The 13,518-nt window shown below is 69.3% G+C and carries 13 protein-coding genes and 1 pseudogene; 8 read left to right on the forward strand and 6 right to left on the reverse strand.

Going from position 1 to position 13,518, the window contains the following annotated elements; translation table 11 throughout:
• Window positions 1-107 precede the first annotated feature (107 nt).
• The 8 genes and pseudogenes from rpmH to E0D90_RS04850 all read left to right on the forward strand — a co-directional run bounded on the left by rpmH (window position 108) and on the right by E0D90_RS04850 (window position 5,962).
• Window positions 108-245: a 50S ribosomal protein L34 gene (gene rpmH / locus E0D90_RS04815; RefSeq protein WP_103502649.1), complete on the forward strand. Its 138-nt coding sequence runs from the start codon at window positions 108-110 to the stop codon at window positions 243-245.
• A gap of 23 nt (window positions 246-268) precedes the next feature.
• Window positions 269-634, forward strand: coding sequence for a ribonuclease P protein component (gene rnpA / locus E0D90_RS04820; RefSeq protein ID WP_103502650.1), 366 nt, complete (start codon window positions 269-271; stop codon window positions 632-634).
• Window positions 631-876: pseudogene (yidD, locus tag E0D90_RS04825) on the forward strand (membrane protein insertion efficiency factor YidD); the annotation flags it as partial. The gene rnpA and the pseudogene yidD, both read left to right, overlap by 4 nt.
• Window positions 877-930: 54 nt before the next feature.
• The gene (gene yidC / locus E0D90_RS04830; RefSeq protein WP_103502659.1) at window positions 931-2,142 is read left to right on the forward strand and encodes a membrane protein insertase YidC; all 1,212 of its coding nucleotides are present in this window, start codon (window positions 931-933) and stop codon (window positions 2,140-2,142) included.
• A gap of 14 nt (window positions 2,143-2,156) precedes the next feature.
• On the forward strand, window positions 2,157-2,666 hold the full coding sequence (locus E0D90_RS04835; RefSeq protein ID WP_103502652.1) for a Jag family protein: 510 nt from the start codon (window positions 2,157-2,159) through the stop codon (window positions 2,664-2,666).
• Window positions 2,663-3,403, forward strand: a complete 741-nt coding sequence (rsmG, locus tag E0D90_RS04840) for a 16S rRNA (guanine(527)-N(7))-methyltransferase RsmG (RefSeq protein WP_103502653.1) — start codon at window positions 2,663-2,665, stop codon at window positions 3,401-3,403. The genes E0D90_RS04835 and rsmG overlap by 4 nt, the downstream gene beginning before the upstream one ends.
• 388 nt (window positions 3,404-3,791) lie before the next feature.
• Window positions 3,792-4,847: a ParA family protein gene (locus E0D90_RS04845; protein ID WP_103502654.1), complete on the forward strand. Its 1,056-nt coding sequence runs from the start codon at window positions 3,792-3,794 to the stop codon at window positions 4,845-4,847.
• Window positions 4,844-5,962 (forward strand): ParB/RepB/Spo0J family partition protein, encoded by a 1,119-nt coding sequence (locus E0D90_RS04850; RefSeq protein WP_103502655.1) that lies wholly within the window; start codon window positions 4,844-4,846, stop codon window positions 5,960-5,962. Before E0D90_RS04845 ends, E0D90_RS04850 begins: the two co-directional genes overlap by 4 nt.
• Before the next feature lie 102 nt (window positions 5,963-6,064).
• Here E0D90_RS04850 and trxA read toward each other — a convergent pair whose 3' ends face one another.
• The 6 genes from trxA to murJ form a co-directional block, all read right to left on the reverse strand.
• Window positions 6,065-6,394 carry a thioredoxin gene (gene trxA, locus E0D90_RS04855; protein WP_103502656.1) on the reverse strand — a complete coding sequence of 110 codons (330 nt, stop codon included), beginning with the start codon at window positions 6,392-6,394 and terminating at the stop codon, window positions 6,065-6,067.
• Between the two features lie 62 nt (window positions 6,395-6,456).
• Complete coding sequence (trxB, locus tag E0D90_RS04860) at window positions 6,457-7,413, reverse strand: thioredoxin-disulfide reductase (RefSeq protein WP_130796719.1); 957 nt, start codon at window positions 7,411-7,413, stop codon at window positions 6,457-6,459.
• A 224-nt stretch (window positions 7,414-7,637) separates the two neighbouring features.
• A complete protein-coding gene (locus tag E0D90_RS26475) occupies window positions 7,638-8,624 on the reverse strand; it encodes an anti-sigma factor family protein (RefSeq protein WP_157996814.1) in 987 nt (328 codons plus the stop codon).
• Between the two features lie 5 nt (window positions 8,625-8,629).
• Window positions 8,630-9,439: an RNA polymerase sigma factor SigM gene (gene sigM / locus E0D90_RS04870; RefSeq protein WP_130796720.1), complete on the reverse strand. Its 810-nt coding sequence runs from the start codon at window positions 9,437-9,439 to the stop codon at window positions 8,630-8,632.
• A gap of 143 nt (window positions 9,440-9,582) precedes the next feature.
• The gene (locus E0D90_RS04875; RefSeq protein WP_227869994.1) at window positions 9,583-11,310 is read right to left on the reverse strand and encodes a protein kinase family protein; all 1,728 of its coding nucleotides are present in this window, start codon (window positions 11,308-11,310) and stop codon (window positions 9,583-9,585) included.
• Between the two features lie 115 nt (window positions 11,311-11,425).
• On the reverse strand, window positions 11,426-13,518 hold a 2,093-nt coding region (murJ, locus tag E0D90_RS04880; protein ID WP_227869995.1), incomplete at its 5' end, for a murein biosynthesis integral membrane protein MurJ.

The raw sequence follows: 13,518 nt of genomic DNA on the forward strand, positions 1-13,518 counted from the left end.
CCAGGCACCGCGGTTCCTCGTGGGCGCACGGTGACAGCCGATCGACGCCACACACCCCTGGTCCGGTGACTCTCGCCGGAGCACCGAAAGATGTACTGGAGCCCCAAGTGAGCAAGCGCACCTTCCAGCCGAACAACCGGCGTCGCGCGAAGACCCACGGCTTCCGGCTGCGCATGCGGACGCGTGCCGGTCGCGCCATCATCGCGTCCCGCCGTACCAAGGGCCGTACCCGTCTGTCGGCCTGAGTCACTGGCTCAGGTGTGAAGCGGTGCTGCCCTCCGAGAACCGGCTGAGGCGGCGCGAGGACTTCACGGCCGCGGTACGTGGCGGACGACGGTCCGGACGCCGGACTCTCGTCGTCCATCTGAACGACAGGAACCCGCACGGGACAGGGGAGAGCATCCCCTCGCCACGTGCGGGTTTCGTCGTGAGCAAGGCCGTGGGCAACGCGGTGGTCCGCCACCGTGTGCAGCGCCGCCTTCGCCATCTGATACGCGAACGTCTGACCGTGCTGCCCGCAGGTAGCCTGGTCGTTGTCCGGGCTTTGCCCGGCGCGGGTGAGGCCGCCTCCAAGCAGCTCGCCCGGGACCTCGATGCCGCGCTGGAGCGGCTACTGGGAGGGGTACGGCCGTGAAGTACCCGCTGCTTCTACTGATCAAGATCTATCAGTGGACGATCAGCCCGCTTCTCGGTCCAGTTTGTCGTTACTACCCGTCATGCTCCCATTACGGATATGGGGCCATCCAGAGGCATGGTGCCTTCAAGGGCACGGCTCTCACCGCCTGGCGCATCCTGCGCTGCAATCCCTGGTCGCCCGGCGGCGTCGACCATGTCCCACCCCGGAAGCACCCCGTCTGGCACCAGCGCCTGCGCAACCGCTGGCAGGACCGGACCCATACGAATGCCCAAGGAGCCTGACTCGTGGACACGATCAACTCGATCCTCAGTCCCCTCTATTGGATTGTTTCCTGGATCATCGTGCGGTTCCACGATGTCTACAGCCTGGTCTTCGACGAGGGCAGCGGCTGGGCCTGGGGTCTGTCGATCGTCTCGCTGGTGATCGTGATCCGGATCGCGCTGATCCCGCTCTTCTTCAAGCAGATCAAGGCGACGCGCAACATGCAGGCGCTGCAGCCCCAGATGAAGAAGATCCAGGAGCGCTACAAGAGCGACAAGCAGCGCCAGTCCGAGGAAATGATGAAGCTGTACAAGGAGACGGGTACCAACCCGCTCTCCAGCTGCTTGCCGATCCTCGCGCAGTCACCCTTCTTCATCGCGCTCTTCCAGGTGCTGAACCACATCGCAGGCAACCGCACGGTCGGTGTGCTCAACGCCGAGCAGGTCGCCAGCGCCCGTGAGGCCACCATCTTCGGTGCGCCGATCGCCACCAAGTTCATGGACTCCGCCGAGCGGCTGGCCGAGTTCGACGCCTCGCTGATGAACGTCCGAGTCGTCACCGTCATCATGATCATCCTGATGTCGCTGTCGCAGTTCTACACGCAGCGCCAGCTGATGACGAAGAACGTCGACCTCACGGTCAAGACGCCCTTCATGAATCAGCAGAAGATGCTCATGTACATCTTCCCGATCCTCTTCGCCGTCTTCGGGATCAACTTCCCCGTCGGTGTCCTCATCTACTGGCTCACCACCAACGTGTGGACCCTCGGCCAGCAGATGTACGTGATCACCCGGAACCCCACTCCCGGCAGTATCGCCTTCCAACAGCGCCAGGAACGGCTGCGCAAGAAGGGGAAGCTCCAGGAGGACCCGGTCGAGCTGGAGACCAAGAAGGCCGTCGAGGAAGCCCGCGCCCAGCGGCAGCAGCCGAAGCGCAAGAGCAAGTCCAAGCGCCAGGTCGGTGCGGCGGGCCAGCCACAGCTGAAGAAGAACCCTCAGGGCAAGGCGCACGCGGAGCGGAAGAGGCCCAACCAGGGCTCGTCGACCCGTGCCGCCGACTCCGCCGGCGATGCTTCGACCACCGGCGCCGGCGAGGGCACCGAGGGCCGCGGCAACGGCGGCAAGAACGGCTCGGGCTCCGGTTCCGCCAAGAACGGCTCCGGTAAGAACGGCTCCGCCAAGAACGGCTCCGGCAAGTCGCCGGGCGCGAAGTCGAAGTCCTCCTCCGCCAAGTCCAAGAAGTAAGAAGGAGTCCCGACGTGTCGGACACCACCACCGCCCCCGCCGAGGGCGGCGAATCGGCCCTGACCCGCCTGGAGCAGGAGGGCGAGATCGCGGCCGACTACCTGGAGGGCCTGCTCGACATCGCAGACCTCGACGGGGACATCGACATGGACGTCGAGGCCGACCGTGCGCTGGTCTCGATCATGGCCGAGGACAGCGGACGCGACCTGCAGAAGCTGGTGGGCCGCGAGGGTGAGGTCCTGGAGGCGCTCCAGGAGCTGACGCGGCTGGCGGTGCTGCGTGAGACCGGTGAGCGCAGCCGGCTGATGCTGGACATCGCGGGCCATCGTGACGCCAAGCGCGCCAAGCTGACGGAACTGGCCGCCGAGACCGTCAAGCAGGTGCAGGAGACGGGTGAGCCGGTGAAGCTGAAGCCGATGACCCCGTTCGAGCGGAAGGTCGTGCACGACGCGGTCGCCGAGGCCGGCCTGAACAGCGAGTCGGAGGGCGAGGAGCCGCAGCGCCGAGTGGTCGTTCTTCCGTGACGACCGACGGCACACCCGACGGGGCCCCGCAGCAGCCGTCCGCGCCGCCCGAAGCGGCGCACCGGGTGTTCGGGGACCGGCTGCCCGACGCCGAGCGCTATGCGGAGCTGCTGGCAGGTGTCGGGGTGCAGCGTGGGCTCATCGGCCCCCGTGAGGTCCCGCGTCTGTGGGAGCGGCACCTGCTGAACTGCGCGGTGCTCTCCGAGGTGGTGCCGGACGGCGTCACGGTCTGCGACGTGGGCTCGGGAGCCGGCCTGCCGGGTATCCCGCTGGCCCTGGTCCGTCCCGATCTGGAGATCACCCTGCTGGAGCCGCTGCTGCGGCGCACGCGCTTCCTCCAGGAGGCCGTGGACCTGCTCGGCCTCGACCATGTGACCGTGCTGCGTGGACGGGCGGAGGAGGTGCTGGGCACCTTCACCCCCGTACATGTGGTCACGGCCCGCGCGGTCGCGCCCCTGGACCGGCTCGCCGGCTGGGGGGTGCCCCTGCTGCGGCCCTACGGCGAGATGCTCGCGATCAAGGGCGACGCGGCGGTCGAGGAGCTGCGTACCGCCAGGGCTGCGCTCGGCAAGCTGGGTGTGGTGAAGACGGAGGTCCTCTCCGCCGGCCACGATGTGGTGGACCCTCCGTCCACGGTGGTTCGGGTGGAGGCCGGCGAGAGCCCTGGAGGCGTCCGCTTCGCCGCCAAGCGGGCGAAGGCGGCACGTACTGGCCGCCGTCGACGTCGCCAGCCCTGAGGCGGCGCTGGCGGCGCTCCCCCTCGGATGTTTCTGTGGCACCGGCCCTCTGGGCCGGTGCCACAGTTCGTTGCTCTGTCCCCGCCGTGGGCGGCGGCCGCGGGCCGTGGCCGCGGTGTGGGCGTGGGTACCGACTTCGGGTCGGGCTACTCCATACCAGCGGTCGGGGAAGGTGCCGGGGTGTGTCGGGGGTGGTGCCCGCAGGGGCGCGCGCATCGTGTTTCACGTGAAACGACGCTCGCTGTTGCAGGGAATCATCAGCCGTGGCCGAGCCGCCCCCGGACCGCGTGAGCGCGGCTCCGCGTCACCCGATAGGGGCACGAAGTTGTCCACAGGTCGGCCGCTGTCCACAAGTAAGCGGGCCTCGCTGGTTCAGAAGCCCACCGACATGGCAGTCTTTGAGACCACGAAGGCTGTGCGTGTCGAGGAGAGTGAACCATTGCGGTCCGACGCCAATATTGCTGGGCCGACGGCCGAGCCGGTCCCTGGCCCCCGCTCCGAGCTGGCGGACGCCCCCGGCGGGGCGGTGGATGTCGCGCGCAACACCCCGCCGCCCAGCAGCGAGCTTCCCGTTGGCCGTGCCGCGCAGCAGGCGGTCGCGGCGATGCACCGCTCCGGCGGCAGTCTGCCCAGGCCGGAGCAGACGCGGGTCATGGTCGTCGCCAACCAGAAGGGCGGCGTCGGTAAGACGACCACCACCGTGAACCTGGCGGCGTCGCTGGCTCTGCACGGCGCCCGTGTCCTGGTGGTCGACCTCGACCCCCAGGGGAACGCGTCCACCGCGCTCGGCATCGACCATCACTCCGACATCCCGTCGATCTACGACGTCCTGGTCGAGGGCCGCCCGCTCTCCGAGGTCGTGCAGCCCGTCATCGATGTGGAGGGGCTCTTCTGTGCGCCGGCCACCATCGATCTTGCCGGCGCCGAGATCGAGTTGGTCTCCCTGGTGGCGCGCGAGAGCCGCCTCCAGCGAGCCATCAGCAACTACGAGCAGCCGTTGGACTATGTGCTGATCGACTGCCCGCCGTCGCTCGGGCTGCTCACGGTCAACGCTCTGGTCGCCGGCGCCGAAGTGGTCATCCCGATCCAGTGCGAGTACTACGCGCTCGAAGGGCTGGGCCAGCTGCTGCGGAACGTGGAGTTGGTGCGCGGGCATCTCAACCCCGATCTGCATGTCTCGACGATCCTGCTGACCATGTACGACGGTCGGACTCGCCTCGCGTCGCAGGTCGCCGAGGAGGTCCGGGGGCACTTCGGCACCGAGGTGCTGCGCACCAACATCCCCCGCTCGGTCCGGATCTCGGAGGCACCGAGCTATGGGCAGACCGTGCTCACATACGATCCGGGTTCCAGCGGTGCGCTCTCCTATCTGGAGGCGGCCCGGGAGATCGCGCTGCGTGGCGCTGGCCCGCAGCAGCAGGAAGCGAACGAGGGGAAGTTGTGAGCGAACGACGCAGAGGGCTCGGCCGTGGACTGGGGGCGCTGATTCCCGCCGCGCCGCGGAGTGCGGAGGAGCAGGCCAAGCAGGCCGGCCCGACCTCGCCCAGTGCGGTGCCCGTCCTCCCCAGCGAGCGTGGAGTCGCGGCGGCGGTCATCTCGGACGCTCTTACCCCCGAGTCGGGGTCGGAACCGGAGCAGCAGGGCGGAGTGGAGACGCCGGCGGTGCCGGCCCAGGCGGCGTCGCCGATCGCGGAGGTGGCAGGAGCGACCTTCGCCGAGCTGCCGCTGGACGCCATCACCACCAACCCGCGTCAGCCGCGGGAGGTCTTCGACGAGGACGCCCTGGCGGAGCTGGTCACCTCCGTGAAGGAGGTCGGCCTGCTGCAGCCCGTGGTCGTCCGTTCGCTGGGCGGCGGGCGCTATGAGCTGATCATGGGTGAGCGGCGCTGGCGTGCCTGTCGGGAGGCCGGGCTGGAGGCCATTCCGGCCATCATCCGGGCCACCGAGGACGACCGGCTGCTGCTGGACGCGCTGCTGGAGAACCTTCACCGGGCACAGCTCAATCCGCTCGAAGAGGCGGCGGCCTACGACCAGTTGCTGCGGGACTTCAAGTGCACCCATGAGGAGCTGGCGGACCGGATCGGGCGGTCCCGGCCCCAGGTCTCCAACACCCTCCGGTTGCTGCGACTCTCTCCGGCCGTTCAGCGGCGGGTGGCCGCCGGAGTGCTGTCCGCAGGGCACGCCAGGGCGCTGCTCTCCGTGGATGCTTCGGAGGAGCAGGACAGGCTCGCTCACCGCATCGTCGCCGAGGGCCTTTCGGTCCGGGCGGTCGAGGAGATCGTCACCCTGGAGGCCAAGGGCGGGCGGCAGGGTTCCAAGGCGAGGGGCCCCCGGGCCGGCAAGCTGGTCTCGCCGGCGCTGGAGAGCCTGGCAGGTCGGCTCTCGGACCGGTTCGAGACCCGAGTGAAGGTCGATCTCGGTCAGAAGAAGGGGAAGCTGGTCGTCGAGTTCGCTTCCATGGAGGATCTGGAGCGAATCCTCGGGCAGCTGGCTCCAGGTGAGGGCCGGGTCCTCGGGCAGCAGCTCACTGACGACGGTGAACCCGGTCAGGAGTCCTGAAGGGAAGCCGTCCTCGTTCCGGACCTCGTACCCGTCATACAGCGAGAGCCCCGGTGTCGTTTCACGTGAAACGACACCGGGGCTCTCGGCTGCTGTGAAGGATCAGGCGATGAACTCGTCGAGGTCCTTCTCCAGCGCGGCCTTCGGCTTGGCGCCGACGATGGTCTTGACGACCTCGCCACCGCGGTAGACGTTCATGGTCGGGATGGACATGACGCCGTACTTGGCGGCGGTCTCCGGGTTCTCGTCCACGTTCAGCTTGGCGATGATGAGCTTCTCGGCCTGCTCATCGGCGATGGCCTCCAGCGCCGGCGCGATCTGGCGGCACGGGCCGCACCAGGTGGCCCAGAAGTCGACCAGAACGGGCTTCTGGCTCTTGAGGACCTTCTCGTCGAAGTCGGCGTCGGTCACGGTGATGGTGGCACCGGCCATGATGGCTCTCCTTGGGTTGGGGTTGCGGAGGACAAGCTCGGGGGTGGCGTCCGCTGCTGCGGTCAGACCTCGATGGTCTCGCTGTCGGCGACGGCCGCGAGGTAACGCTCCATGTCCAGCGCCGCGGAGCACCCGGTGCCGGCAGCGGTGATCGCCTGGCGGTAGGTGTGGTCCACGACATCGCCGGCAGCGAAGACGCCCGGGATGTTGGTGCGTGTCGAGGGCGATTCGACCTTGAGGTAGCCCTCCTCGTCCAGGTCGAGCTGGCCGTGGAACAGCTCCACTCGCGGGTCGTGACCGATGGCGACGAACAGGCCGGTGGCCGGCAGCTTGGATGTCTCACCGGTGGTGGTGGACCGCAGCGTCATGCTGCTGAGCTTGCCGCCCTCCTCGTGCAGCTCCGCGACCTCGCTGTCCCAGATGAACTTGATCTTGGGGTCGGCGAACGCCCGCTCCTGCATCGCCTTGGAGGCGCGCAGGCTGTCACGTCGGTGCACGATGGTCACGGTGTTGGCGAAGCGGGAGAGGAAGGTCGCCTCTTCCATTGCCGTGTCGCCGCCACCGACCACCACGATGTCGTGCTCGCGGAAGAAGAAGCCGTCACAGGTGGCGCAGTAGGAGACGCCTCGTCCGGACAGTGCGTCCTCTTGTGCCAGACCGAGCTTGCGGTGCTGCGAGCCCGTCGCCACGATCACAGCACGGGCCTGGTGGACGGTTCCGGCGCTGTCGGTCACGCTCTTGATCGGTCCGGTCAGATCGACAGCGGTGACATCGTCGGCGACCAGCTCGGCGCCGAAGCGCTCGGCCTGGGCCCGCATGTTGTCCATGAGATCCGGGCCCATGATCCCGTCACGGAACCCGGGGAAGTTCTCCACGTCGGTCGTGGTCATCAGTGCACCACCTGCGGTGATGCCACCCTCGAAGACCAGCGGCTTCAGAGAGGCTCGAGCGGCGTACAACGCGGCCGTATATCCGGCGGGTCCGGAGCCAATGACGATCACATTGCGGACATCGCTCACGGGGCTTCATCCTTGTCTTGAGGGTGCTCGGGCTGTGCGGGGCCTTCCTGCCGACCCCGGTGAGGGCCCGCAGTCCGATAACGGATCCTAGGGCCCCGAACATTCCCGGGGTGGAGCCGGTCCGGTCTCTACCCCCATGCGAGCAGGACATTCCGCACGGGGGTTCCGCCATGGGGCAGATGTTCACCACCGGTCACGGCAGGAGGGCGGTGCGAGCCACGGTGTCAGGCGCGGGGGTAGGTATCCGCGTGCAGGACGACGCCGGTCTCCTCGGGCGCGTTCTCCGTGCAGGAAGCGTCCACGACGAAGACATCGACCGCGTCCTGGTCGCCGCGGTCGGGTAGCACGACGACATAGGAGTCGACGCCCTCGTACTCGTAGTGGTCGGCGACGGCGATGGGCGGCTCAGCTCGGCCCGTCGCAGCCAGCACGCAGTCCGGCGCCGCGCCGGCAGCGAGTGTCCCGCCCTGCTCCCCGTCCGCTTCCGGTGTCGCGGACTGATCCGAGGTCTCGCCCGGGGCTCCGCCCTGGGTGGTCAGTTCCTCGTCCGGGCTCCCCCCGGTCGTCGCGCTTCCGTCCGCTTCCGGCACGCCGGGCTGGTCGGGCGCCGACTCCCGGCCGTCATCGGTGGACGGTGCGTTCTGCTCGGCCTCTGGCGCCATCAGCAGCTCCTGGACCTCGGACTCAAGGTCTTCGGAGTCGATGGTCTCCTGACTGAGCTCTGATTCATTGTGCTCGGCGCCCGTGTCCGCCCCGGCGCTGACGGGCGAGTCGCCGTCGCCATTGATGGCCTGAAGGACCAGCCCGCCCATGCCCAACGCGACCACAGCTCCCACCGCCGCGAGCAGATAGTTCTGTCGCCGGCCACGCCGTGCACGTGGGTGCCTCGCCTCGTCATCCTGGTGATCCCGGTGATGTGACATCACCACGATCGGCGTCTCCGGCATGGCACCGCGGTCGGCGGCCGGGTCTGTTTCACGTGAAACACGATGCGCCTCGTCAGCGAGAGCGCGGTCGATCCGCGAGACGACCCTCTCCGGCATCGGCTCGACCGGGAAGAGGTCACCGAGTTCCGATGTCAGCAGTTCCAGCTCTGCCACCGTGGCGGTGCAGTCGGCGCACACCATCAGATGCGCGCGCACCGTCGTGGCTTCGTCCGGCGTCAGCAGGTCCTCGCCGAGTGCGGCGAGCTCCGTTGGGTCGGGATGCATGTCCTTCACTGATGTCCACCTCCGCCCTGGACTGCGCCTGTCTCACCGGTGTCCCTCGATGGTGGGACGGAAGGGCCCGCCGTCCGGTTCCTTTCCGTGCGGCTTGTGTCCTCGCTCACCGGGCTGCCACCCTCCGCGAGCTGCCAGGCCGGGCCGGCTCGCTCCGACGCTGTGGGGGGCCGGCGCTTGGTATCCGGTAGCTCGCCGCTCTTCTGCTCCGCGCTCGTCCCCTCGCCGTCGCGCTGTTCGGGGTCGCCTGAGCGTCGTGGGTGAAGGTGGCGCACCACCGGCAGGAGTCGGGCCCGCCCCCGCGCACAGCGGCTCTTGATGGTGCCGATCGGCGTCTCCAGAATCCGGGCGGCCTCCGCCACGGGATAGCCCTCCATGTCCACCAGGACCAGCGCGGCCCGTTGTTCGGGCGGCAGCGCGTCCAGCGCCTCGCGTAGCTCCCTGCGGAGATCCTGCCGCTCGGCCGGTCCGGCGGCGGACTCGTGGGGCTCCAGAAGGGCCTCCAGTCGCTCCGGTTCGGGCAACGTCGCGACCCGGCGGCTCTTCGCCTTACGGGCGCGGTCCAGGCAGGCGTTGACGGTGATGCGATGGAGCCAGGTGGTGACAGCGGCCTGGCCGCGGAAGGAGGCCGCGGCGCGATACGCGGAGACCAGGGCGTCCTGCACGGCGTCGGCGGCTTCCTCGGGATCGCTCAGGGTGCGGCGGGCCACGGCCCACAACCGATCTCGGTGCCGGCGGACGATCTCGCCGAACGCATCGGGATCTCCGGCCACATGGCGTGCGAGGAGCTCTTCGTCGGATGGCACCCGGCCGGGCTCCCTTCGGCATCCAGGAGAGGTCCTGCCCCTACCGGGAGCCGTTGACAGCGGTCGGCGGTGGCCGACGAGCAGCGGTCGACTTCCCCTGTCGCGGTCCGGTCCCTCAGGACCGGCAGGACATCACCTGGCTCTTAGTCGGACACAGTGATGTTGGTAATGCGGCCACGGTAGTTGCCGTCGTTCCCCATCGGCAGTTCCGTGAGCCATACCAGAAGGTACTGCGACTCGAACGCTTCCTCACCACCGAGGGTCAGTGAAGCCCCCACCGCCTCGTCCACCGGTGAGAAATCCTCGAAGCGGGTGGGCATGGTGCCGGTCGTTGTGCCGTCCGCCGCCAGCAGCTGAATCGAGTGCTCACCCACGGCGTCCACGCTCACCGAACCGACCTGTTGCGGCTCCCCCAGGTCGAGGATCAGGCCGAGGCCGGGCTTGAGGTTGGCGAAGGACGGGCCGTAGTAGTTCCGTGTGTGCCAGGAGGTAGAAGGGTCGCCGTCGATGACATTGCCGACGGCGTCCGGGTTCTGTCCGTCCGCCCGTCCGTACGGGTCGAAGTCGCGGATGGCCGCGATCGTCAGCGGCCCGTCGGTCACCTGGTTCGGCGGGGGGTCGTCCTCGGGTGACGTGGGCACGGGAGGAGCCGGCGAGTCCGGTGAGGACGAGGTGTCGCTGCCCATGAGCGCGTCTGCGATCTGCCAGCTGCCCAGACCCAGGGCGGCGATCAGCAGTGCGGAGACACCCCACTTCAGGGCCGCACCCATCCGGCCCGGCAGTGCCGGCGGAGCCGTGGTCGCCAGGGGCAGTGCGCCGTGCGCCGCGGCGGCCTGGGCGCCCGCGTAGGTGCCCTGCTGGTAGGTGGTGCGCTGGTATCCGCCCACCAGTGCCGGTTCGGGCTCCGGCGGCCGAATCCTCGGCATCGAGGACAGCGCCGCAACGATGTCTCCGGCGGTGACGCACGGCTGCTTCTCACTGGCCGCGGTCGCGCCGTCGTTCACCAGCGCCCGCATGGCGAGGTCGGACAGGCCACGATGGACCCCCGCCCGTACCTGTTCCGGGGTGGCCAGGGTGTCGCGCGAGTTGCGGTCCAGCCCGGCGACGCCCTGGAGCCCGTAGGCGCCGTCCGGATAGGGCCAGCGCTGTGTCAGCGCCGCGTAGAGCAGTGCGCCCGCCGCCTCGGTGTCGGCCCGCTGCGGCTGCTCGTGGGTGATGCCGCGCAGGGCCGCGTCCACGGCCAGGCCCCGGATGCGGAACAGACCGGCTCCGGTACGCAGCACGGTGCCGGGGGTCAGCCGGAGGTGGGCCAGCCCCTCGGCGTGCGCGGCCGCCATGCCCGCGGCCACTTGGCCGATCATCTCGTACGCCTCATGGGCCTCCAGCGCGCCGGAGTGCAGCAGCGTGGAGATCGGGGTGGCGTCCGGGAGCCATTCGTGAATGACGTGGATCAGCCCGGAGTGCTCGTCGGCGTCAAGGACGTGCACAAAGCGGGCGTCGGCCAGCAGCGCCGTCGACCGGGCGGCGGCCAGTACGGAGCTGCCCCGCGGATGGTCGGCGGGGAGCACGTGCACCCCGACGGCGCGCCGCAACTTCTCGTCGACCGCACGCCAGCTGCTGAACCCGTCCAGACGGGTGATGCACTCCTCCAGCCGGTACCGCTTGGCGAGCTTGTGACCGCTGTGGAGGTCGGCGAAGGAGGGATTGCCGGCCTTGCCGCCACCCTTGCCGCCGGTGGTTCTAGGCGGACTCGTCGGTGCCGACGAAGCCGTCCTCGTTCGGTTCTGCGAGGACATGGACCCCTCGTCGCCGCTGGTACGGGCCTCGTCGGAGATCTCCGGGGTACTCGCGGCCGTGATCCGTTCCGCCACCGTAGATTCCGCCTCCCCGATCGTGGCCGCAGCCTGACGAGTTCTGCCTCAGTCAATTGTGCCGTTACTCCGGCACACTGCACGACATGCAAGTGTGGACGGAGGTTGTACGGGATCAGCGCCCGAGCCGTGCGCGCACCATTCCGACGAGCGAGGTCAACTCCTCGATCCGCATTTTTCGTGCTGCCAGGTAGAACACCACCAGCAGCACGAGCGAGCCGCCGGCCAGGGCCGCAAGCGACCCCAGCATGCCGCTACCCAGCGCCTCGGTGATTACGTATCCCGTTCCTCCGCCCAGCGCCGCGGCCGGCACCGCCGCTCCACAGAGCCGGATGTAGGTCCGGACCACACGGGCGCCGTCCAGGTCGGTCCCCATGCGCGCCTTCAGCCGGCGCCAGGCGATGCCCACACCGACGACATAGGCGATCCCGTAGCTGAAGGCGATACCGGCCACCACCCAGCGGTCCGGCAGCAGCGCGAAGCAGGTGGCCGAGAGCGCGATCCAGACGGCGGAGACGACCACGGTGTTGTAGAAGGGCGTCCGGGTGTCCTCGTAGGCGTAGAACGCCCGCAGCACGACGTACTGCGCCGAGAACGGGATCAGCCCCAGGCCGAAGGCCATCAGGATGTAGCCGAAGGAGCGGGCGCCGTCCTCGCCGGCGGAACCGAAGAGAAGCGTGCACATCGGGATGCCGAGCGCCACGAAGGCGAAGGAGATCGGCACGATCGCCACCGCGGAGGTACGCAGCCCGTGGGAGAGATCGTCACGGACCGCGGCGTTGTCCCCGTCGGCGGCCGAGCGGGAGATCCGCGGCAGCAGTGCCGCCATGATCGACACCGTGATGATCGCCTGCGGCATCTGCCAGATGAGCAGTGCGCTGCTGTACGCGATGAAACCGGTGCCGGGGAAACCGGCCTGCTCCGCGTTGTCACCGGCCCAGGTGGCGAACTGGGTGATCGCGACCAGACCGACCTGGTTGGCGAGGACGAAGAGCACCGTCCACTTGGCGAGCTTCATCGCCTTGCCCATGCCGTGGCCGACCCAGTCGAACCGCGGCCGCATGCGGAATCCGGCGGCCCGGAGGTAGGGCACCATCGCGACGGCCTGAACGGTGAGCCCCAGCAGGGTGCCGATGCCCAGCAGCCGGATGCCCTCGGGGCTGATCGTCTGGACCGACAGCCCGGAGGAGCTCTGAGTGCCGTACACCCAGAGGAACATCCCGAAGGTGAAGATCACGACGATGTTGTTGAGGACCGGGGTCCACATCATCGGACCGAAGCGGTCCCGGGCGTTGAGGACCTGCCCCATCACCACGTGGACGCCCATGAAGAAGATCGTCGGCAGGCAGTAGCGGGCGAAGGTCACGGCGACCTCGTTGGCCGCCGGGTCGTCCGCCAGCTTGGCGGACATCATCCGGATCAGCAGCGGCGCGATCACCACCGAGATCAGTACCAGCGCGCCGAGGATCACCATGACGAGTGTCAGCAGCCGGTTGGCGTACGCCTCGCCGCCGTCCTCGTCGTCCTTCATCGCCCGCACCAGCTGCGGGACGAAGACGGAGTTGAGGCCGCCACCGATGGTCAGGATGTAGATCATCGACGGCAGTGCCCAGGCGACGGCGTAGGTGTCACCCAGGACGGCGGCACCGAGCGCGGCGACGATGATCAGCTGCCGGACGAAACCGGTGGCCCGGGAGACCAGCGTGCCCGCCGCCATGATGGCGCTGGACTTCAGCACGCTGGCGGCCCGCCCCTGCTTGCGCGGCGAGGGCGCGGGCGCGGGCTGAGGCACCTCGGCCTCCGCCTCGGAGGCGGGAGGGGGCGGGACGGCGGCGGCGTTCGGCCCGGGCATGGGGCCGGGCATCGGAGCGCCCGCGCGGGGCGCCGCCTGCTGGTCGCGGTAGAGATTGGCGAAGGCGTCGTGGCCGCCCGCCGCGGGGCGGTCGTCGCCCTGTGGCTGCCCGGCTCCGGGGAACGGGCCTGAGGGCGGGCCAGGGGGCGGGCCCTGGCGCCTCCCGGCGCCGGGAGGCGGCGCCTGGTGCGCGGGCGCGCCACCGCCACCGGTGGTGCGGCCCTGCGGAGGGCCGTGGGGAGCGTCGTGTGGACCGTTCGGGGCGTAGGGCCTGCCGGTGGCGCCCTGCTGGGGGCCGGGCGCGTTGGACCAGAACCGGGGGTCCGGGGGAGCGTGCGGGCCCGGGGTGTACGTTC

It is taken from the genome of Streptomyces otsuchiensis, from assembly GCF_004305975.1.
Lineage (GTDB): Bacteria > Actinomycetota > Actinomycetes > Streptomycetales > Streptomycetaceae > Streptomyces > Streptomyces otsuchiensis.